Annotated in this window: 20 protein-coding genes; 7 read left to right on the top strand and 13 right to left on the bottom strand. The window is 72.7% G+C overall.

Annotated elements, in window-relative coordinates; genetic code table 11:
* Positions 1 to 5 precede the first annotated feature (5 nt).
* Both bla and ACZ7N4_RS06950 read left to right on the top strand, forming a co-directional pair.
* On the top strand, positions 6 to 920 hold the full coding sequence (gene bla / locus ACZ7N4_RS06955) for a class A beta-lactamase (protein ID WP_471355121.1): 915 nt from the start codon (positions 6 to 8) through the stop codon (positions 918 to 920).
* A gap of 279 nt (positions 921 to 1,199) precedes the next feature.
* Positions 1,200 to 2,768 (top strand): carbohydrate-binding protein, encoded by a 1,569-nt coding sequence (locus ACZ7N4_RS06950; protein ID WP_471354620.1) that lies wholly within the window; start codon positions 1,200 to 1,202, stop codon positions 2,766 to 2,768.
* A 121-nt stretch (positions 2,769 to 2,889) separates the two neighbouring features.
* Here the strand turns inward: ACZ7N4_RS06950 and ACZ7N4_RS06945 are convergent, their stop codons facing one another.
* From ACZ7N4_RS06945 to ACZ7N4_RS06935, 3 genes are all read right to left on the bottom strand, one after another.
* The gene (locus ACZ7N4_RS06945; protein ID WP_471354618.1) at positions 2,890 to 3,618 is read right to left on the bottom strand and encodes a hypothetical protein; all 729 of its coding nucleotides are present in this window, start codon (positions 3,616 to 3,618) and stop codon (positions 2,890 to 2,892) included.
* Positions 3,619 to 3,696: 78 nt separating this feature from the next.
* Positions 3,697 to 4,098: a VOC family protein gene (locus ACZ7N4_RS06940; protein WP_471354616.1), complete on the bottom strand. Its 402-nt coding sequence runs from the start codon at positions 4,096 to 4,098 to the stop codon at positions 3,697 to 3,699.
* A 509-nt stretch (positions 4,099 to 4,607) separates the two neighbouring features.
* Positions 4,608 to 5,804: an ABC transporter substrate-binding protein gene (locus ACZ7N4_RS06935; protein WP_471354614.1), complete on the bottom strand. Its 1,197-nt coding sequence runs from the start codon at positions 5,802 to 5,804 to the stop codon at positions 4,608 to 4,610.
* Positions 5,805 to 6,048: 244 nt separating this feature from the next.
* Here ACZ7N4_RS06935 and ACZ7N4_RS06930 point away from each other — a divergent pair, with 244 nt between their 5' ends.
* Both ACZ7N4_RS06930 and ACZ7N4_RS06925 read left to right on the top strand, forming a co-directional pair.
* Positions 6,049 to 6,234: a hypothetical protein gene (locus ACZ7N4_RS06930; RefSeq protein ID WP_471354612.1), complete on the top strand. Its 186-nt coding sequence runs from the start codon at positions 6,049 to 6,051 to the stop codon at positions 6,232 to 6,234.
* An 81-nt stretch (positions 6,235 to 6,315) separates the two neighbouring features.
* Positions 6,316 to 7,206, top strand: coding sequence for an SDR family oxidoreductase (locus ACZ7N4_RS06925; RefSeq protein ID WP_471354610.1), 891 nt, complete (start codon positions 6,316 to 6,318; stop codon positions 7,204 to 7,206).
* 23 nt (positions 7,207 to 7,229) lie between these two features.
* Here ACZ7N4_RS06925 and ACZ7N4_RS06920 read toward each other — a convergent pair whose 3' ends face one another.
* The 7 genes from ACZ7N4_RS06920 to ACZ7N4_RS06890 form a co-directional block, all read right to left on the bottom strand.
* The gene (locus tag ACZ7N4_RS06920) at positions 7,230 to 8,336 is read right to left on the bottom strand and encodes a phosphotransferase (RefSeq protein WP_471354608.1); all 1,107 of its coding nucleotides are present in this window, start codon (positions 8,334 to 8,336) and stop codon (positions 7,230 to 7,232) included.
* 141 nt (positions 8,337 to 8,477) lie between these two features.
* Complete coding sequence (locus ACZ7N4_RS06915) at positions 8,478 to 9,077, bottom strand: 2'-5' RNA ligase family protein (protein WP_471354606.1); 600 nt, start codon at positions 9,075 to 9,077, stop codon at positions 8,478 to 8,480.
* A 66-nt stretch (positions 9,078 to 9,143) separates the two neighbouring features.
* Positions 9,144 to 9,881, bottom strand: a complete 738-nt coding sequence (locus ACZ7N4_RS06910; RefSeq protein ID WP_471354604.1) for an SDR family oxidoreductase — start codon at positions 9,879 to 9,881, stop codon at positions 9,144 to 9,146.
* Between the two features lie 115 nt (positions 9,882 to 9,996).
* On the bottom strand, positions 9,997 to 10,857 hold the full coding sequence (locus tag ACZ7N4_RS06905) for a carbohydrate ABC transporter permease (RefSeq protein WP_471354603.1): 861 nt from the start codon (positions 10,855 to 10,857) through the stop codon (positions 9,997 to 9,999).
* Entirely contained in the window at positions 10,854 to 11,774 is a 921-nt protein-coding gene (locus ACZ7N4_RS06900; RefSeq protein ID WP_471354600.1) for a carbohydrate ABC transporter permease, read from the bottom strand. The genes ACZ7N4_RS06905 and ACZ7N4_RS06900 overlap by 4 nt, the downstream gene beginning before the upstream one ends.
* On the bottom strand, positions 11,771 to 13,069 hold the full coding sequence (locus ACZ7N4_RS06895) for an extracellular solute-binding protein (protein WP_471354598.1): 1,299 nt from the start codon (positions 13,067 to 13,069) through the stop codon (positions 11,771 to 11,773). Before ACZ7N4_RS06895 ends, ACZ7N4_RS06900 begins: the two co-directional genes overlap by 4 nt.
* A gap of 125 nt (positions 13,070 to 13,194) precedes the next feature.
* Positions 13,195 to 13,956: a polysaccharide deacetylase family protein gene (locus ACZ7N4_RS06890; RefSeq protein ID WP_471354597.1), complete on the bottom strand. Its 762-nt coding sequence runs from the start codon at positions 13,954 to 13,956 to the stop codon at positions 13,195 to 13,197.
* 216 nt (positions 13,957 to 14,172) lie between these two features.
* Here ACZ7N4_RS06890 and pip point away from each other — a divergent pair, with 216 nt between their 5' ends.
* Together pip and ACZ7N4_RS06880 are read left to right on the top strand one after the other, a co-directional pair.
* Positions 14,173 to 15,168, top strand: coding sequence for a prolyl aminopeptidase (gene pip, locus ACZ7N4_RS06885; RefSeq protein ID WP_471354594.1), 996 nt, complete (start codon positions 14,173 to 14,175; stop codon positions 15,166 to 15,168).
* Positions 15,165 to 15,323, top strand: coding sequence for a hypothetical protein (locus tag ACZ7N4_RS06880; RefSeq protein WP_471354592.1), 159 nt, complete (start codon positions 15,165 to 15,167; stop codon positions 15,321 to 15,323). Before pip ends, ACZ7N4_RS06880 begins: the two co-directional genes overlap by 4 nt.
* 315 nt (positions 15,324 to 15,638) lie before the next feature.
* On the opposite strand, the gene ACZ7N4_RS06875 is transcribed toward ACZ7N4_RS06880, so the two are convergent.
* Positions 15,639 to 15,794: a DUF6131 family protein gene (locus tag ACZ7N4_RS06875; protein ID WP_467922187.1), complete on the bottom strand. Its 156-nt coding sequence runs from the start codon at positions 15,792 to 15,794 to the stop codon at positions 15,639 to 15,641.
* 367 nt (positions 15,795 to 16,161) lie between these two features.
* Here ACZ7N4_RS06875 and ACZ7N4_RS06870 point away from each other — a divergent pair, with 367 nt between their 5' ends.
* Positions 16,162 to 17,034 (top strand): SGNH/GDSL hydrolase family protein, encoded by an 873-nt coding sequence (locus ACZ7N4_RS06870; RefSeq protein ID WP_471355118.1) that lies wholly within the window; start codon positions 16,162 to 16,164, stop codon positions 17,032 to 17,034.
* Positions 17,035 to 17,058: 24 nt separating this feature from the next.
* On the opposite strand, the gene ACZ7N4_RS06865 is transcribed toward ACZ7N4_RS06870, so the two are convergent.
* Together ACZ7N4_RS06865 and uppS are read right to left on the bottom strand one after the other, a co-directional pair.
* Positions 17,059 to 18,552 carry an oxygenase MpaB family protein gene (locus tag ACZ7N4_RS06865; RefSeq protein WP_471354589.1) on the bottom strand — a complete coding sequence of 498 codons (1,494 nt, stop codon included), beginning with the start codon at positions 18,550 to 18,552 and terminating at the stop codon, positions 17,059 to 17,061.
* The gene (gene uppS / locus ACZ7N4_RS06860) at positions 18,549 to 19,301 is read right to left on the bottom strand and encodes a polyprenyl diphosphate synthase (protein WP_471354587.1); all 753 of its coding nucleotides are present in this window, start codon (positions 19,299 to 19,301) and stop codon (positions 18,549 to 18,551) included. The genes ACZ7N4_RS06865 and uppS overlap by 4 nt, the downstream gene beginning before the upstream one ends.
* Positions 19,302 to 19,485: the final 184 nt, after the last annotated feature.

Raw genomic sequence — 19,485 nt, 5'->3', positions numbered from 1 at the left:
ACCCCCTGCCGCGTCGCCGCCTGCTCCAGGCCGGCCTCGCGGTCACCGGCGCCGCCGTGACCGCCACGGCGCTCTCCGCCTCCGCCTCCGCCTCGACCGCCTCCGCGGCCCAGGACGTCCGGTCCCGCGCCGCCCGGGCCGAGTTGGCCGAGCTGGAGCGGCGGTACCGTGCCCGGCTCGGTGTGTACGCGCGCAACGTGCGCACCGGGCGGGCCGTGGCCCACCGGGCGGGGGAGCGGTTCGCGATGTGCTCCACGTTCAAGGCGTTCGCCGCGGCGGCGGTCCTGCGCGACCGGGCCGGCTGTGCGCCGCTGGACCGGGTGGTGCACTATCCGCCGCACGACCTCCTCCCCAACTCGCCGCGGACGGAGGAGAACCTCGCGACCGGCATGACCGTGGCCGACCTGTGTGCGGCGGCGATCCAGTACAGCGACAACGCGGCCGGCAACCTGCTGCTCCGGGAACTCGGGGGTCCGGCGGGTCTGACCCGTTTCTACCGGTCGCTCGGTGACGAGGTGAGCCGGCTCGACCGGTGGGAGCCGGAGCTGAACGCCGCGATCCCGGGCGACGCGCGCGACACCACGACCCCGGAGGCGATCGCCGCGAGCCTGGAACGCCTCGCGCTGGGCCGGGCACTGGACCGCGCCGACCGCGAACGGTTCGTCACCTGGCTGAAGGGCAACCAGACCAGCGCGGAGCGGTTCCGCAAGGGACTGCCTCAGGACTGGGTCCTCGCGGACAAGACCGGCACCGGTGACTACGCCTCCGCCCATGACATCGGCGTGGCCTGGACGACCCGGGGGACTCCTGTCGTGCTGGCCGTCCTGTCGAGCAAGAGCACTCCGGACGCCCCGGTGGACCAGGCTCTGATCGCCGAGGCGGCGGCCGTCGTGGCCCGCACCCTCGCCCCCGGCGAGTAGCCCAGGGGCCCCGTCGGCACCCCGGGGAACCACCGATATCCCGCCGGGCATCCACCAGAGCACCGGAACCCACCGGTCAACTCCCTCTGATGGTTCACTCATATGAATATGAATCATGTACGCGATGGTTGACGCGTGCATGACGTCTCTCTACCGTCGGGAAGGTCCAGGGGAAAGCGCTTTCCGCGCACCCTTCACCATGCCATGACCGGCCGTCGGGTTCACCCCCTGGACCACTCGCATCCGCACAGCCGAGCCAACCCGCAGGGAGACAAGCCGATGCAACTGAGACCAGCCATCGCGTGCGCCGGTCTGCTCGCCGGCGCGCTCGTCGCGCTGTCCGGCACCACGGCCGGGGCCGCCACCTCACGCCACGAGGCCGAGAGTTCCTCCACCGTCTGCACCGGGACCGTCGACTCCGACTGGCCCGGCTACTCCGGCAGCGGCTTCTGCAACGGCACCAACTCAACGGGCGGATACGCCCAGTTCACCGTGAACGCCGCCGGCGCCGGCACCGCGACCCTGGGCATCCGCTTCGCCAACGGCACGACCACCGCCCGGCCCGCCACCCTCGCGGTCAACGGTACGACGGCCGCCACCGCCTCCTTCGAGGCGACCGGCGCCTGGAGCACCTGGGTGACCAAGACGCTGACCGTGCCGGTGAAGGCGGGCAGCAACACCGTCCGCCTCACCCCGACCTCCGCCCAGGGCCTGCCCAACCTCGACTACCTCGACGCGGACGTGGCCACGGCAACCACCGGTGCCGTGCTCTACGCGTCGCCGGCCGGCACCGACGGCGCGGCCGGCACCGAGTCGGCCCCGACGACGCTCACCTCGGCCATCAGCCGGATCACCCCGGGCGGCACCGTCTACCTGCGCGGCGGGACGTACGCCTACTCCTCCACGGTGACCATCCCGGCCGGCCGCGACGGTACCTCCGGCGCCCGTACCACCCTCTCCGCCTACCCGGGCGAGAAGCCGGTGCTCGACTTCTCCGGCCAGAGCGAGAGCCCCTCCAACCGGGGTATCCAGCTGTTCGCCGACTACTGGCGGCTGTACGGCCTCACGGTCGAGCACGCCGGGGACAACGGGATCTACGTCGGCGGCAGCAACAACGTCGTCGAGCGGGTGGTGACGGCCTACAACCGGGACACGGGCCTGCAACTGGGCCGGATCGCCTCCAGCACCCCCAGCTCCCAGTGGCCGTCGAACAACCTGATCGTCAGCTCCGAGTCGCACGACAACGCCGACTCCGACGGCGAGGACGCCGACGGCTTCGCCGCGAAACTCACCACCGGCACCGGGAACGTCTTCCGCTACGACGTCTCCCACCACAACATCGACGACGGCTGGGACCTGTACACCAAGACGGACACCGGCGCGATCGGCCCGGTGACCATCGAGTACTCCCTGTCCTACAACAACGGCACGCTGAGCGACGGCACCGTCAACTCCAACGGCGACCGCAACGGCTACAAGCTCGGCGGTGACGACATCGCGGTCGACCACGTGGTCCAGCACAGCATCGCCTACAGGAACGGCCACCACGGGTTCACCTACAACAGCAACCCCGGCACGATGACGATCTCCCACAACGTCGGCATCGACAACGCCCAGCGCAACTTCTCCTTCGACGCCGGCACCTCGGTGTTCCGCGACGACACCTCCTGCCGTTTCGCCGTCAGCGGCTCGAACGACAAGACCGTCGGGAACACCGACAGCTCCGACCAGTTCTGGACCGGCGCCAACGGCTCGCGCTGCTCCTCGTACGCGGGCGCCCTCGGCTGGTCCTTCGCCTCCGACGGCCGCCTCGCGGTGACCTTCGGCGGCACCGTCGTCAACCCCTAGGCGGGGAAGTCGAGGTGAGGCAACGCGGGACGCCGCCCGGGCGGCGCCCCGCTCCCGTCCCTTCTCGGCAGGCCGGTCGTACCCGGCGCGGACCATCCGGTGGAACGGTTCGGAGCCGGGCTCAGCCGACCAGGTCGTCCGGGTGGACGGGGTGGACCTCCAGGTCGGGTGTGGTCAACAGGTCGGAGATCAGGGCCGGGGAGCCGCCGACGTACGTGCTGACCAGATCCACGTCTCCGCCCAGACACCAGGCGCGGTCCTGCGGCCACCACAGGTCGGGAAGCTCCGCGAACTCGTCCAGGTCCGCCGGGGAGACGGCGTCGGCCAGTCGGCCTGCCAGCAGGACCTCGTCCCGGCCCGGGGTCTCGAAGGCCGGGAAGCGGTCCCAGTCCCAGCGGCCGTAGCCGGACCACAGGCCGAACCAGCACCGGTCCGCGGTCGCGGTGTGCCGGGCCAGGACGGGCAGCAGGGCCCGCGCGACGCCCGGCGGGGTCGGCCCCTCGTCGGGGTGTTCGTCCCACACTCCGGGCAGGCCGTGGTCGGAGCGGTCGACGTACGCCTGGTCCGCTCCGATGACCTCGTGCCAGCGGCTGACCGGTGTCAGCCGGGTGCCGTGGGCGGCGGCCACCCTGGACCAGCGCACCGGCCGCTCGTCGAGCCAGGCGGGGTGCAGGATCCGGGCGTACGCGGCGAAGCCCGGCGCGGCGATCGCCGCCACCGTGCCGAAGGCACCCTGCCCCGGGCCGTGTGCGGTGAGCCAGCCGGCGGGGGAGAGGTCGTCCGTCTGCGCCCGCAGGCGTCCGTACCAGTCGGGGGCGGGGTCTCGGTGGACCGGGCGGAAGTCGTGCACCCGCACAGTGTGCCGTGCGCCGGCGGGGGACGGCCGACCGGGCGGGCCGGGGTCCACGCCCCCGGCCCGCCCGGCACTTCAGGACTCCGCCGGCGGCTCGGTGCTGCCGTAGGGGCGGGTGATGATCTCCATCGCGTGTCCGGCCGGGTCCATGAAGTACAGGCCCCGGCCACCGAAGTAGCGGTTGATCTCGCCCGGCTGCTTCCGTTGCGGATCCGCGTAGTACTCGATCCCGGCCTCGCGTATGCGGGCGAAGGCCGCGTCGAACTCCTCCTCCGAGATGAGGAAGGCGTAGTGCTGCATGGCGATCGACTCCGCCGGGATCGTGGCGAAGTCCAGGGTCACCCCGTTGCTGGTGTCGACGGGGACGAACGGGCCCCACTCGGGCCCGACCTCCAGGCCCAGGATGTGGGCCAGGAACTCGGCGGACTCCCGCTTGTCCCGGGCGTGGACGATGGTGTGGTTCAACTCGACTGACATGAGTGGAATGCCTCCGAGGGCAAACTCACGGGCACCTCCATGCCTCACCCGGCCGGTGACCGACACGCGATGCCGTAGGACGATCTTACCAAACCGGACCCTGTCCCCGGTGGGCCATGTGTCCGCTCGTGACCGCCAACACCAGGGCGCAGGCGGCGAGTTCGCCGCCCGGCGCGTGGACGGGGGTGCACCGACAGCGCGGTGAGATCGGTACGGAGGCCGGGCGCGATCCGGCCCGCCGCGGCGGTCTCGCCGGCGGCGGCCGCCGCGTGGCCGGTGCGCTCTCCGGCGCCTGCAACGGTGTGAGTCCGTCCCGGTGCGCCGCGGCACCCTTGGGCCGGTGGGCCGGTGGGCCGGTGGGCCGGTGGGCCGGCGCCGGCGCGGCCCGCACGTCGCAGTGTGCGATGGGCCGGTCCGAGCCCAGTGCGCCCGGGGTACCGGCCTCCCGCGGAAGGGGACCGCCAGGCGGTGCGCCGCATGGCGTGCGGCCCGCGTTCCTTCGCCGGCGCTCAGCGGGCCGGGGTCAGGTCACCCGTCAGCGGTACCTCCGGGTGGCCCGCGTTGTGGACGACGGCCAGGCGCGGGCCGTCCGGTCCCGGCTGCCACTGGCCGCCGACCAGCGGCAGCAGGGCGATGTTCGGTGTCGGGCCGCCGGTCCAGTCGAGCGTGCCGGCGACGGTGTCCAGGCGGGTGCGGGCGACGGCGTCGGCGACCGAGGCGCGGTCGGCCGGGTCGGCAGCCGTGGCCAGGGCGTGGTGAGCGGTCTCCAGCAGGGCGTGCGCGAGTCCCAGCGGCTGCATCCAGGACGCGCCGGTGGCCTCCTGGTAGGCGCGGGCCAGCTCGGCGCACGTGGTGCCGTCCAGGCTGGAGCGGTACGGGTGACCGGGGCTCCAGTAGACGAGCGTGGCCACCCGCGCGTCACCGAGTTCCTCGTGCACGTCGGGGGCGGGGCTGCTGTGGGTGTGCGGGTAGGTCAGCCAGCGCGAGCAGGTGATCAGCCGGGGCCGCAGTCCCGCCTGCCGGGCCTGGCGGTGGAAGAGGGCCAGGTCGGTCGCGGTGGCCGCGCTGGTGACGATCCCGGCGCCGTGTTCCCGCAGCCGGCCGACCTGCTCGCCGAAGTCATCCGCCGGCTCCGGATAGGCACCGAGGTCGGCCAGCGTGTGGCCGCGCCCGTCGAGCGCCGGCGCGAACCCGTACCGCCCGTGCCGCAGCAGCCGGCCCTGCAGGTCGTCGTTCCACAGGCAGCCGACGGCGCCGACCGCGGAGACCCCCTCCCACAGCCCGGCGAAGACCCGCGCGATGTCGTCCAGACCCCAGGCGAAGTGGTACGTCCACCGGAAGCGGTGCTCCGGACCGGCACCCCGGGCGTGCACGTACGCCTGCCAGGGGAACGTCGTGGACACACAGGGCACCGCCGCGTCCTCGCAGGCCTCCGTGACGGCGGGCAGTACCCGGGTGCCGGCCATGGTCAGCACGATGCGGGCGCCGTCCTCGTCCGCCAGCTCGCGCACCGCCCGCCGGGCGGACCCGGGTTCGGAGCGGCTGTCCCGTACGGCGACGGTCACCTCGTACCGCCTGCCGCCGTTGCGGACGTGCGTGAGGTGCGGCGCCAGCACGCGCAGTACGTGGTCGAGCGGTGCCCCGAGCGGGGCCAGCCGGCCGGTCAGGGGCGCGACAACGCCGATGCACAAGGGGGTCGAGGTCATGCTGCTCGTCCTTCGCCTGGTCGCCGGCCCTGAGGTGCCGGATCACCCGGGACAACGAGGAACGGGAAGTCCAGGCTTCGCCCCTCGGGGGTGAAAGGGCACGGGCGGGACCGCTCCGGGCGCTCGGTGAGGGCGCCGACCGTACGAGTTTCCCAGTACCGGCAGTAACATGATCACCTAGTTCCGGGTGTACCAGTCAGTCAACTCGGCGCCGTCCACGGACGCGCTCTGCCCGGAGAAATCCATGTCTTCTGTCAACGACGCGTTGGAAAACGCGCGCTTCACCTACGAGCAGCACATGCGGACCTGCCGCCAGTGCCATGCCGACGCCGCCCCCTGCGCCGTGGCGAAGCACCTCCTGCGGATCTACAACCTCGCCCGCAGGGACCGGCTGCGCGCCACCGGCGGCCACGACACGCCCACCGCCTGACCTGCGCGGGGCGCTTTTCACCCGCCCCTGAGAGGGAACCCGGTCGCCTGACCTGTCCACCGCGAGACGCAGGAGACCACCGTGACGGACCAGCAGGGTGACCGGCCGAACCCGGTCACACAGCACGCCCGCCCCGACTTCCCCTCCCAGGACCAGCCGCACCCGGGCTGGACCGGCCCGATGGACCCGCCGCCCGACCACGGTGAGGAGTCGTACCGCGGCGCCGGCCGTCTGGAGGGCCGCAAGGCCGTGATCACGGGAGGGGACTCCGGCATCGGACGCGCGGTGGCGATCGCCTTCGCCCGCGAGGGCGCCGACGTGCTCTTCACCCACCTCGACGAGGAGGAGGACGACGCCCGCGAGACGGCCCGGCTGGTGGAGGACGCGGGCCGCAAGGCGGTCGCGGTGTCCTGCGACATCCGCGACGAGGACAACTGCCGGTCGCTGATCGAGCGGGCGGTCGCCGAGTTCGGCGGGATCGACGTCCTCGTGAACAACGCCGCCTACCAGATGTCCCAGCCCGACGGCATCGAGGCGATCAGCACCGAGCAGTTCGACCGGGTGATGCGGACGAACCTGTACGGGATGTTCTGGCTGACCAAGTTCGCCCTGCCGCACATCCCGGCCGGGGGCTGCGTCATCAACTCCACGTCCGTGCAGGCCTACCAGCCCAGCCCGCACCTGCTGGACTACGCGATGACCAAGGGTGCGATCGTCACCTTCACCCACGGGCTGGCCCAGATGGTCGCCGAACGCGGCATCCGGGTCAACGCGGTGGCGCCCGGGCCGGTGTGGACCCCGCTCATCCCCTCGACCATGCCCGAAACGTCGGAGTTCGGTAAGCAGAGCCCGCTCGGCCGCCCGGCCCAGCCCGCCGAGCTGGCCCCCGGCTACGTCTACCTCGCCTCGCCCCAGGCGAGCTTCATCACCGGGGAGATCCTCAACGCGACCGGCGGCACACCGCTGCCCTGACCCGCGTGCCCCGTGGGGAGCCGTCAGGCGGAACGGAACGGCGGCTCCCCCAGCAGTTCCAGCAGCCAGGCGGCACCCTCCGCGGCTCCCGGCTCGACGCCGGAGACGTGGGGGAACATCCGCCCCCAGGAGTCCGCGCGGCCGAGCGCGCTCAGCCGCCACGCGAGTCCCGCGGCGCGCCGCAGTTCCGCCGTGGTGCGGCCAGGGCCCGTCCACGGCTCCAGGTAGGCGTCGAGCAGCCGGGGGAGCACCTGTGGCCCGTACCGGTCGCGGGCCCGTTCGGCAGGGACGCGCAGGCTGCAGAACGGGTGGGAGACCGTGGCGTCGCCCCAGTCGAAGAAGGTGAACCGGCCCGGTGCCGGCCGGAACAGCTGGCCGTCGTGCAGATCGGCGTGGTCGAGCGTGTCGGGGATGCCGGCGGAGGCGAGTTCCGCGCACCAGTCCGCGAGCCGGGGCCGCAGACGCTCCAGCCGGGTGCGCTGGTCCGGGATCAGCGCCTTGTTCCCGGCGAGCAGCTTGTCGAACACCTCCGGCAGGTCGCGGGTCCGGGCGGCGGGCACGCCCAGCCCCTCGATCTCGTCGGCGTGCGGTACGAGGTCGTTCTGCATGCTCCCGTACTGCCGCAGCAGCGCCTCCCAGTCCCGCGGCTCGACCTGTTCCCGGCCGAGCACGGCCCGGAACAGGTCGCCCCCGTCGGGCAGCAGCGTCCAGCCGCGCTCGGCCTCGACGGCCAGCGGCCGCAGCACGTGCTCCGGCACCCAACGGGCCAGCGCGGCGGTCAACGGCCCCTCGAACGCGCTGGCCGGAGGGTTCGCCTTGAACCAGACGACCGCCTCTCCCACGCCGACGCCCTGCCCCGCGCCGGACCTCCGACCCGCGCCGGTCCCGTGCCCCGCGCCGGCCCCGCGTACGTGCTCTGCGCCGGCTCCCCGCCCCGCGACCGGTATCCGCACCAGCACCGACCACGGTCTCAGCCGTACCCGCAGGGCGCCGTGAGGGCGGAACCCGTGCGTGGTGAGGCGGTCGGCCACCCAGTCGAGGGCCTCCGTACGCCAGGACTCCCGCTCCCACGGGGTCACCGCGTCCGGGAAGCGGCCCCGGTCCACGGCGGTGGTGTCATCCATGTGCATGACCGCATCCCAGCAGGAGCACCAACAGCCTGGCCAGCGGTTTTCCCGGTGCTGGGGGACGGCCGCAGGGAGCCCGTCGGGCGCGTACGGAGCGGTCACGGGCCGCGGCGCGGTGCCGGGCCGGCCGGTCACGGCATCAGCTCAGTACTCCCGCGTCCGCCGGACCTCGCCCGTGCCCAGGGCGATCACCGCCCGGGGCCGCATCGGCTCCTCGTCGCGCCGGGAGAGCACCACCACCTCCTCGACCTCCGCCGTCAGCGTGCCGAGCCGGGCGGCGCACTCGGCGGCCAGGGGCCGGGGGTCCCGGGCGCGGCCGAGGGAGAGGTGGGGGGTGAAGCTCCCCCTGCGCCCGTGACAGAGCGGGAACCGCACGCTCAGCTCCCGCCGGAGCCGGGCCCAGGGCGCCGGGTCGGCCGCGGCCGGGTCGAGCCACACCGTCGCGTAGTGCCGATGCCGGAAGCTGCGTACTCCGGACAGGCGCGCCGTGAACGCCGTACTGCGCGCCGCCCCGGCGGAGAGCAGCGGCAGCGCCCGCTCGAACGCCTCCTCCGGCACGAACCCGAACAGCAGGTTCACATGCGGCGGCCACCGCCGTACCTGTGGATCGTGCTCCCAGCGGATGTCCTGGATCGGCGCCCACAGCTCCGGCGGCGGCAGCCACGCCACCGCCGTCCGGGGCGTCGGCGCCACCTCGAGCGCGTCCACCGGCTCGGCCCCGCCGGCGGCCGGATACCCGTCCACACGGCCATGCTCGCAGACAGGCCCGGCACCCCCCACCTCAGGCGGCCCGCTCCCTCCGCCACACGGTCAGTGCCGTCTCAGCCAGTCCTCGTACCGGGTGGACGCGAGGTGTGCGGTGTCGTCGCCGGTGAGCACGTCCGGCATGCCCGCGAACAGGCCGGCACTCTCGTCCCTGACGACGCTGCGGCCGTCCGGCCTGAGCGCCAGGGTGATCTCACCGAGCCGGTCGAGCCCGTGCACCTCGGGTCCCGCGATCTCGCGGACGCCGTTCGCCGGTTCGCCCTGGGCCGCCTCGGCGACGGCGGCCGCGACATCGGCGGAGGCCATCGGACGCAGCCGGGTGGACGGCAGCCGTACCCGCCCGTCCTCGGTCGACATGTCCATCACCGGACCGATGAACTCGAAGAACTGAGTGGCGCGCACGATGGTGTAGGGCACACCGCCGGCGCGCACGGCCTCCTCCTGGGCGACCTTGGCCCGGTAGTAGCCGTAGTCGGGCACCTGGTCGACACCGACGATGGACAGCGTGACGTGGTGGCGGACGCCGGCCTCCCGCTCGGCGCCGAACAGGTGTTCCGCCGAACGGGTGAAGAACTCCAGCGCCGGCCCGGCGTCGAAGGACGGGGAGTTGGACACGTCCACGACCACGTCGGCGTCCTTCAGCGCCTGGGCCAGCCCCTCGCCGGTGAGGGCGTTCACCCCCGTGGAGGGGGAGGCGGCCACGGCCTCGTGCCCGTTCCCCCGCACCAGCGTCACCACCTGGGAGCCGATGAGCCCCGTACCTCCGACGACCACGATCTTCATGGCTCTCTCCTTCACCGTTCCACGGCCTCACGGGTACCGGCGACCGCCACCGGGCCCGGTGCGCCGACGCGCACCCCTCCAGGACACGGCATCGGCTGCGTTCGTGACAGCCGGTTCACTCCTTCACGGCTCCGCCCAGTCCGGAGACCAGCCGGCGCTGGACGAGGACGAAGAACACCAGGACCGGAACCGTCATCACGGTGGACGCCGCCATGACCCCGCCCCAGTCCGGCTCGTCCGGCTTGTAGAAGACCAGCAGGGCCATCGGCAGCGTCGACTGCGAGGTGTCGCTGATGATGAACGACTTGGCGAACAGGAAGTCGTTCCAGGCGGAGATGAAGGAGAACACGCTGGTGGCGGTCAGGCCCGGCAGGACCAGGGGGAGCAGGATCCGCCACAGGAAGCGCGCCCGGCTCGCCCCGTCGAGGTACGCGGCCTCCTCCAGGGACTCGGGGACGGCGCGTACGAACCCCCGCAGCATCCAGATCGCGAACGGCAGCGAGAAGGCGAGGTGCGGCAGGATCAGCGAACCGAGCGTGTTCAGCTGGCCGAGGTCCCGCATGAGGAAGAACAGGGGGATGGTGAGCGCCTCCACGGGCACCGTCTGGGCCACCAGGAACATGATCAGCAGGGTGGTCCGGAAGCGGAACCGGAAGCGGGTCACGGCGGTCGCGGCGAGGAAGGCGATCAGCGCGGAGGCGATCACCACACTCACCGCCACGACGAGGCTGTTGACGAAGTACCGGCCGAAGTCGTGCTGCTGGAACACGCGCCGGAAGGAGTCCAGCGAGGGCGAGGACGTCCAGGGCCTCGGCTCGGTGGACTCGATCTCCCCGGCCGGTCGCACGGCGCTCAGCAGCATCCAGTACAGGGGGAACGCGACGACCGCGGCGACCAGCAGCGCGGTCGCCTCGGCCGCCGGGCGCCAGGTGAGCCGTGGCCGGCGACGGGGCAGGGGACGTCGTGCGGGACTCACAGCTCCTCCCCCTGGCGGCGCAGCAGCCGCAGGTAGCCGAGCGTGACACCGAGCAGGACCAGCAGCATCACGACGCCGATCGCCGAGCCGAGGCTGTACTGCGAGGACGCGAAGGCCTGCTGATAGGCGTAGACGTTCAGGACCAGGTTCTGGCCGGCGGTGCCGCCGCCGCCCGTCATGACGTAGATCTGGGTGAAGACCTTGAAGTCCCAGATCACCGACTGGACGGTGACGACGACCAGGATCGGCCGGAGCATCGGCGCCAGCACCGAGCGCCAGATCCGCCACTGCGAGGCGCCGTCCAGCGCGGCGGCCTCCAGCACCTCGCCCGGTACGGCGCGGATGCCGGCGTAGACGGTGACCATCACGAACGGGAAGGAGCACCACACCACCTCCAGCAGGACCAGGAGGAAGGCGCTGTACCGGCCGTAGGTCCACGAGAAGTCGCCGATGCCCAGCAGGCGGTCGACCGGGCCGAAGTCGGGGTCGAACAGGAACAGCCAGACCGTCGAGCCGGTGACCGTCGGGGTCGCCCACGCGCCCAGCGCCGCCAGCATCAGCGCGAGCCGGGGGAGGGCGCGGACGCGGGTGAGCAGCACGGCGAGCGCGCAGCCCACCGCCAGGGTGGAGACCACACAGGCCGCCGCGAAGCCCACCGTGGTCAGCAGCACCTGCCGGAACTGGTCGTCGGCGAACAGCTCGGTGTAGTTGGCCAGCCCCCGGAAGCGGGTCGGTTCCCCGCCGCTGACCTGGGCCTGGGTGTACTCCAGGAAGGACATCAGCCCGAGCTGGTAGACGGGGTAGACCAGCAGCCCGGCCAGCACGAGCAGAGCGGGAGCCATATAGAGCCAGGGCGTCCACCCGCCTCCGCGGCGCTGCGCGGCCGCCCGCCCGGAAGGCGCCGCCGCCCGGCTCATCCGGCGGAGCCGAACGCGTCGTCCATCTTCCGCGCCGCGTCCTCGGACGCCGCCGCCACGCCCTTCCTGCCGCTGACGATCTCCTGGAACATGGTCGGCAGCACCAGCGAGGAGTCGATCCGCGCCCAGGCGGGTGAGGCCGGCACGAACTCGGTGCCGGCGGCGAGGGTCTGGACGAACGGCTTGACGAACGGCTCCTTCGCCGCGGCCTGCCGCCGTACGTCCGTGAAGGTCGGCAGGAAGCCCATGGCGTCGAAGAGGCCGAGCTGCGTCTTCTTCGAGGCGAGCCGCTTCATCAGGTCCACGGCGAGCGTGCGGTGCGCGGTGCTCTTCAGGACGCCGATGTTGTTGCCGCCCGCGAAAGCCGGTGCGATCGAGCCGGGCTTCACCCCGGGCAGCGGCACCACCGCGTACGTGCCCCTGACCTTCCCCGCCTCCACGGCGGCGTGGCTGAAGTCGCCGCCGATCGCCATGGCCGCCTTGCCGGAGGCGAACGCGGTCACCGTGTCGTTGCCGGTCATGCCGGCGCAACGGGCGGCGGGACAGTTGGTGTCGCCGAAGAGCGAGGTGTAGGCCTTGATGCCCTTCCGGGCGGCGGGGCGGTCGAGGGCGGAGGCGTACGTCCCCTCTTCGCCGGTGGCCAGGTCACCGCCGTGGGCCCAGATGAACGGCAGCGCGCCGTAGGTGTAGGCGCCGCCGACGGCCAGGCCGTACAGGCCGGGCTTCTCGGCGTGGATCCGCCTGGCCGTCGAGATCAGCTCGGCCTGCGATCTCGGTACGGCGAGGCCGAGTTCGCGGAAGATGTCGGTCCGGTAGTACAGCGCGCGGACGCCGACGAAGTACGGCGCCCCGTAGACCCGGCCGTCCACGGTGACCGACCGCCGGGCGGTCGGGTCGGTGTCCCGTGCCTCGCTCCAGGCGTCGAACTCCCGCGTGACGTCCAGGAGTCCGCCGTCCCGTACGTAGCCGGCGGTGTCGGTGTTGCCGTACTCGACGACGTCCGGCGCGGACTTGGGGTCGTTGAAGGCGGCCTTGATGCGCTGGGCGCGGGTCTCCACGGGGATGTACTCGACGCTGACCTCGGTGTCCTCGTGCGCCTTCTCGAAGCCGGCGAGGACGGCGTCGACCACGTGCTGCTTGGGCTGGTTGTCGACCTCCTGGAAGAGCCACACCCGCAGGGTGCCGCTCTTCTCGTCCGTGGCGGAGGAGGTGGTGCCGGCGGTCCGGGGCGCGCAGGCGGTGGCCAGGGTGGCGGCGAGCGCGGTGAACGCCGTGAGACGGACGGACAGGTTCATGGAGTCTTCCTCCGATGAGGCGTTGCAGCATGCGCAATGACTGTTTCGCTGTGCACAACGCCTCGGAGGCTAGTTGCTGCATGAACACGCCCACAAGAGGGGCGGAACGAACCGGCGCCGGTTTCTCAGCGCACGGGGAAGCCGAAGTCGTACCCCTGCTGCTTCAGCCAGGGCAGCAGGGTCCGCAGTGCCGCCACCGTCTGGGAGCGGTCGCCGCCCGCGTCGTGGAAGAGGATCGTGGGCCCGTTGGCCACCTCGCTCCTGACGGTGTTGACGATCGCGTCGCTGCCCGGCCGCTCGAAGTCCTTGGAGTCGACGTTCCAGCCGAGGGGCCGCATCCCGTGCGAGGCCGCCAGCTTCCGGCTGTACGGCGTGAAGGCGCCGCCCGGCGCCCGGTAGTACATCGGGCGGACACCTCCCGAGGCCTTGGTTATCTGCCGTTCCGCGTCCACGATCTGCTGCGCCTGGTAGGCCTGGGACTTGGTGTCCATGGTGGTGTCGTGCGACACGGTGTGGTCGCACAGCCGGTGCCCGGCGGCCACGACCTGCCGGACCAGGTCCGGGTGTGCCTGGGCCTGGGTGCCGACCATGCAGAACGTCGCCTTCACCCCGTTCTCCCGCAGCACTTGGAGGACCTGCGGGGTCCAGACCGGGTCCGGGCCGTCGTCGATGGTGATGTTGACGGCGTGCTCCCCCCGGTCGGAGGCGTGGGCGATGGCCGTGGACACGGCCGCCGCCTTCGGCTTCGCGGGCCTGGCCGGCGCGGCCTGGCCGCCGCTCTGGCCGGCCTGCGCGGTCCACACCGAGGTGGCGGCGGCCACCGCCGTGACCCCGACCGCCGCCGCGATCACCCGGCCGTACCATCCCCGTCCGCCATGCCGCGCCATGTCCGTCCCGCCCCCTGCGTCTGTTGTCCGTGCCGTGCCGGTGCCTGGCATCTGCCGTGCCGATGCTTCGCACCTGGCAGGACGGTGGGGAACGAGCGGGGGATCCCGCTGTTACCGATCACGGACAATTCCGCGGCGCTTCCGCGACAGTCGCCCGCGTTCCGGCGGACCGCAATCCCGCGGGCAACGCGGCGCGGGGCGCGCTACGGTGCCCGGATGCCTCTCTATCCGGAGATCGAACCGTACGCGCACGGCATGCTCGACGTGGGAGACGGCAACCACGTCCACTGGGAGACGTGCGGCAACCCGGAGGGCAAGCCGGCCCTCGTCCTGCACGGCGGACCGGGATCCGGCAGTTCCCCGTACGCCCGCCGCCTGTTCGACCCGGCCGCCTACCGGATCGTCCTGCTCGACCAGCGGGGCAGCGGGCGGTCCACCCCGCACGCCGGCCGGCCCGACACCGACATGAGCGTCAACACGACGGACCGTCTCCTGACCGACCTGGAGCTGCTGCGCCGGCACCTCGGCATCGCACGCTGGCTGGTGTGGGGCGTCTCCTGGGGTTCCGTGCTCGCGCTGCGCTACGCCCAGACCCGCCCCGGCGTCGTCACCGAACTGGTCCTCACCGGGGTCGCCACCGGCTCGGACGCCGAGGTGGAGCTGCTCACCCGGGGGCTCGGCAGGCTGTTCCCGGCGGCTTTCGAGGCGTTCCTGTCCGGGCTCCCCGCCGACGACCGGGACGGCAACCTCGCCGCGGCCTACAACCGGCTGCTCGAATCCCCCGACCCGGAGGTGCGGGAGCGGGCCGCGCGGGCCTGGACCGACTGGGAGACGGCCACCATCCCCGCGCCCCCGCGCTCCGTCGAGCGCTTCGAGGACCCGGTCTTCCGCCAGGGCTTCGCCCGCACCGTCACCCACTACTGGGGCAACGGACACTTCCTGACCGACGGCGACGGCGACGGAAACGGAGACGCCCGGTGCGAGGGTGTCGTGCTGCGCGACGCCCACCGGCTGAAGGGGATCCCCGGCACCCTGGTCCAGGGCAGCCTCGACCTCGGCAACCTCCTCGGCATCGTCTGGCGGCTCCATCACGCCTGGCCGGACAGCGAGTTGGTGATCGTGGACGACGCCGGTCACAACGCCAGGGCCCCCGGTGTGACCGAGGCGCTGGTGGCGGCCACGGACACGTACGCGGGGCGGGCCGGCCGGTGACCGCCCACCCTCCCGGAGGGCAGCGGACGACGACACCGCTCCGCCCGCGTCCGCTGCCGGACCGGTTCGACTTCGCGTGCGAGCGGCTCCTCGGCCGGCTGCGCGGCCCGGTCATGGGCAGCGGCGACGGCGTGAAGAGCAGGAGTCGCCCCTGACCGACGACGAGTGCGTCGGGAGCCGGCGCCGGCCGGCTGCTGGTCGCTCCGGCCGCGGGCGGCAGGGCCGGGGCCGGGGGTGACCTTCCCGTCCGGTACCGGCGACTGGGCCCCGACGCCGGCCACCACGATCGCCTGGCGCCTGAGCCGTCTCACCGGGATGCTCGTACTGCGCGCCGATCACATCGGACGGGCCCCTCGCCGGGGCGGGTCGAGCAGGGGGTGCCGCACCATGGCGAGACCGCGCTGCTCCGGGAACAGAACTGCCCGGCGAGCGCCGGAAGGCGCCCGCCGGGACGGATCACACGTCGCCGTTCACCAATAGTGGCGGCGGCCGGCGACCGCGTGCCCCATGGATCCCATGATCCACAGGATGGCTCCCACCACCAGCAGGATGATGCCGATGGTCCACAGGATGTTGATTCCGGTGATGAAGCCGATGATGAGCAGGATGATGCCGAGGGCGATCATGGCGGCCTCCAGCTGCTGACGGTGGTCCTGCTCTACGAGTGCCCCGGTTTCGCGCGCCCTATCAGGTGCGGTCCGACTTTCAAAGAAGTTCTGTCGCCGCTGTTGACTCCGCGTGTCGGCGGCCTCACATTACCTATCGGTAGTACCCCGCGGTAACCCCGCCGCTCTCCCGGCCGCCATCTCGTGGCCCGCACGCCGTTCCGCTCGATCGAGCCACGCCGTCCCCGCGCTCCCGCACGCCCGCCCCGCAGCACCGCCCGCCCCACGGCACCCCCATGCCCGAGCAGCCTCCGTGCCCGAGACACCCCCATGCCCGAGACACCCCCATGCCCGAGCAGTCTCCATGCCCGAGAACGGAGAGCACCACATGCCCATGCCCGCTCTGCGCCGAGTCCTCACCGCCGCCTCCGCGGCCGTCGGCGCACTGGCCCTCGGCCTCACCGCGGTCCCCGCCCAGGCCACGGCCACCCTCGACTACGCGGCCCTCGGCGACAGTTACAGCGCCGCCTCGGGCGTCCTCCCCGTCGACGTCACCAGCCCGCTCTGCCTGCGCTCCACGGCGAACTACCCCCACGTCGTCGCCGCCCGGACCGCCGCACGGCTGACGGACGTCACCTGTGGGGCCGCCCAGACCAAGGACTTCACCGAGGCCCAGTACCCCGGCGTCGCCCCCCAGACGGACGCCCTCACCGAAGACACCGACCTGGTGACCCTCACCATCGGCGGAAACGACAACGGCACCTTCATCAACGCCGTGACCGCCTGCGGAACCGCGGGCGTCCTCAGCGGCGGCAAGGGCAGCCCCTGCAAGGACCGGTACGGCACGTCCTTCGACGACGAGATCGACGCCACCACCTACCCCGCGCTGACGTCCGCGCTCCGCAGCGTGCGCGCCAAGGCCCCGCACGCCCGGGTGGCGGTGCTCGGCTACCCGTGGATCACGCCCGCCACGGCCGATCCGTCCTGCTTCGTCAAACTCCCGGTCGCCACCGGCGACGTGCCGTACCTGCACGCGCTGCAGGCGCACCTCAACGCCGTGGTCCGGCGGGCCGCCGAGGAGACCGGGGCGACGTACGTGGACTTCGCCGAGGCCTCCACCGGGCGCGACGCCTGCGCGCCGGTCGGCACCCGGTGGATCGAGCCGCTCCTGTTCGGGCGGAACGTCGTCCCGGTCCACCCCAACGCCCTCGGGGAGCAGCGCATGGCCGAACGCACCCTGCGCGTCCTCGGCCTCGGCTGACCGCGCGGCCCGCCGGGGTCCCGGTCAGGCGTCGGCGAGCAGCGGGTCGTAGGGGGACGAGCGTTTCCGGCCCGCCATGAAGGCCAGGAAGTCCCGCACGAACGCGCCCCGCTCGTACGTGTCGTCCGCGTCGGCCCTGTCCCGCCGGAAGCCCCTGCGGAACAGGGCCCGGTACTCGTCCGCGTCGATGCGCTGGTCGCCGTTGGCGTCCGTCACGTCGAAGAGCACCCCCGCCACCCGGATCAAGGCGGGACCGGCGAGCGACGGCACGGCCGCCGCGTACTCCGGGCCGCTGACACGGCCGTCGCCGTCGGTGTCGAGGGCCGCCTGCAGCTCCCGCCACCAGCCGGCGAAGGCGTCGTAGAGCCGCGTCTCCTCCGGCTCGTCCAGATCGAGGCGGCCCGCGATCTCCCGGGCCATGGCGGCGAGGTCGGGCCAGTCCAGGTACCCGTCCCCGGTCTGGTCCAGCACCGCCGCGAAGAACTCCTCCGCGCCGCGCCGCGCGGTGCCTCCCGCATCAGGGTCCGGCTCCGGCGGAAGGGGAGTGATCAGCCGTACCAGGGCCCCGGCCCGCTTCATCCGGTCCCGCAGCGCGCCGATCGTCCGGGCCCGGGGGTCGTCGCTGTCGGGGGAGACGGTGAGCAGGTCGGCGAGGGCCTCGGCGCGCAGCCAGCCGCTCGGCAGGAACCGTGCGAGGCCGACACCGAGATACGCGCCCTGCATCAGGGTCTGGGCGCCGGGCAGCTCCGGCAGCCCCGCCCGGCGGCGGAACGCCTCCGGAAGGGACGCCACGGTGACCACGCCGGCCAGGGGCCCGGCGACGGCCCGGCCTGCCGCCCACAGGGTGGGCAGACCCTGCAGCAGCGGTGGCGCGGGCAGATGGTCGAAGAGCCGGTACAGGATGACGCGCATCGCCTCCGTGTTCTCCAGCTCCTCCTCCACCACCCGGTCGTAGTACGGCCAGAACTCGTGCACTGTGGCGGGCAGATGACGGGCGTCCCCTTCCAACGCGGCCAGGTACGCCCGGAATTCGGCGTACAGCCGCTCGATGTCCGACTGCTCCAGCGGCTGTCCGCTGAGACGGCACATCGTGACGCTGCTCTCGAAGAGCGTCGCCACCACCCAGGCCCGCACCACGGGATCCATCGCGTCGTAGGACCTCTCGTGCGCGTCCGTGCCCCTGATCCGCGCGTGCAGCCGGTTCAGCCGCGCCGCCTCCTTGCGCCGCACCCCGTCGTCGGCCCCGAACATCCGCTGCAGGCTCACGACCGTGTTGCGCAGCCGCCGCCACGGGTGGACGACGAACGTCGAGTTGTCCATCAGGGCCGCGCCGACCTGCGGGTGCGCGGCCTCCAGCACCGTCGCCCGGACGACGGCCAGCGCCCAGCGCGGATCGTTGAAGAACGCCTCGAACCGGCTGCCCGGGCCGAAGAGCCGATCACCCTCGGCGCCGGAGGTGTCACCGATGTCGGCGGTGTCGCCTGTGCCGTCGGGCTCGTTGCGGGCCGTGTCCGTCACGGGTGTCGTTCTCCGTTCGTGTACGGCGTGACGCCGCCGAAGCGGCGGTCGCGCTGCTGATAGGTGTGCAGGCACTCCAGGAAGTGCGTCGCGCGGAAGTCCGGCCAGAGCACCGGCGGGAACATCCACTCCGCGTAGGCGACCTGCCAGAGCATGAAGTTGGAGATGCGCTGTTCCCCGGAGGTGCGGATGACGAGGTCAACGTCGGGTGTGTCGGGAAACGGCAGATGAGCGGCGAAACTCCGCTCGTCCACGGCCTCGGCCGGCACCCCGCTGCGGATCAGGGAGCGGGCCGCCGCCACGATGTCCCGGCGCCCGCCGTGGTCGAACGCGACGGTCAGCGTCATGCCCCGGTTCTCGCCGGTCAGCGTCATCAGATCGGCGAAGTCCTGGGCCAGCGCCGGGGGAATACGCGGATCCGCCACGCCGAGGAACCGGCAGCGGATCCCGCGCGCGTGCAGCAACGCGGCGTGCTTGCGCACCACTCGGCGGACCAGCCGCATCAGGAAGTCGACCTCGGTGCTCGGTCGCTGCCAGTTCTCGGTGGAGAACGCGTACAGGCTCAGCCACTCCACGCCGGCCGTCCGTGCCGCCTCGATGACGTCGATCACCGTCGTCTCCGCGGCACGGTGACCCGACGTACGCGGCAACGACCGCCGTGCCGCCCAGCGGCCGTTCCCGTCCATCACGCACGCCACGTGCTGCGGCACCCCACGGACGGAACCGCGGGTGCCCTCCCCAACCGTCACGCCTGCCCCCCAGCGGCACCGAGCCGAACCCTTCGACCCTCCCAGAGTGGCAGTTCCTTGATCCGGGAACGGCTGGAGCGCCCGAGGTTCACCCTTGGTACTGCTGTCTGACCGCGCGACGGGCGGCAGGGCGGACACGGGGGCTCGCCTCCGGTCGCGCGCTGGGGCTGACCCCCGCACCGGT

The sequence above is a fragment of the Streptomyces sp. NPDC107654 genome (assembly GCF_055639035.1).
The sequence above is the reverse complement of the archived record's forward strand: the minus strand, read 5'-3'. Positions and strand labels throughout refer to the sequence as shown.

What these genes read in the sequence shown, in the direction of transcription:
- ACZ7N4_RS06875 (WP_467922187.1), bottom strand. Translation starts at nt 15,794, where the DNA reads ATGATCGCCCTCGGCATCATCCTGCTCATCATCGGCTTCATCACCGGA.
- ACZ7N4_RS06890 (WP_471354597.1), bottom strand. Translation starts at nt 13,956, where the DNA reads ATGGCGCGGCATGGCGGACGGGGATGGTACGGCCGGGTGATCGCGGCG.
- ACZ7N4_RS06910 (WP_471354604.1), bottom strand. Translation starts at nt 9,881, where the DNA reads ATGAAGATCGTGGTCGTCGGAGGTACGGGGCTCATCGGCTCCCAGGTG.
- ACZ7N4_RS06900 (WP_471354600.1), bottom strand. Translation starts at nt 11,774, where the DNA reads ATGAGCCGGGCGGCGGCGCCTTCCGGGCGGGCGGCCGCGCAGCGCCGC.
- ACZ7N4_RS06930 (WP_471354612.1), top strand. Translation starts at nt 6,049, where the DNA reads ATGTCTTCTGTCAACGACGCGTTGGAAAACGCGCGCTTCACCTACGAG.
- ACZ7N4_RS06940 (WP_471354616.1), bottom strand. Translation starts at nt 4,098, where the DNA reads ATGTCAGTCGAGTTGAACCACACCATCGTCCACGCCCGGGACAAGCGG.
- ACZ7N4_RS06870 (WP_471355118.1), top strand. Translation starts at nt 16,162, where the DNA reads ATGCCCATGCCCGCTCTGCGCCGAGTCCTCACCGCCGCCTCCGCGGCC.
- ACZ7N4_RS06935 (WP_471354614.1), bottom strand. Translation starts at nt 5,804, where the DNA reads ATGACCTCGACCCCCTTGTGCATCGGCGTTGTCGCGCCCCTGACCGGC.
- ACZ7N4_RS06950 (WP_471354620.1), top strand. Translation starts at nt 1,200, where the DNA reads ATGCAACTGAGACCAGCCATCGCGTGCGCCGGTCTGCTCGCCGGCGCG.
- ACZ7N4_RS06895 (WP_471354598.1), bottom strand. Translation starts at nt 13,069, where the DNA reads ATGAACCTGTCCGTCCGTCTCACGGCGTTCACCGCGCTCGCCGCCACC.
- ACZ7N4_RS06920 (WP_471354608.1), bottom strand. Translation starts at nt 8,336, where the DNA reads ATGCACATGGATGACACCACCGCCGTGGACCGGGGCCGCTTCCCGGAC.
- pip (WP_471354594.1), top strand. Translation starts at nt 14,173, where the DNA reads ATGCCTCTCTATCCGGAGATCGAACCGTACGCGCACGGCATGCTCGAC.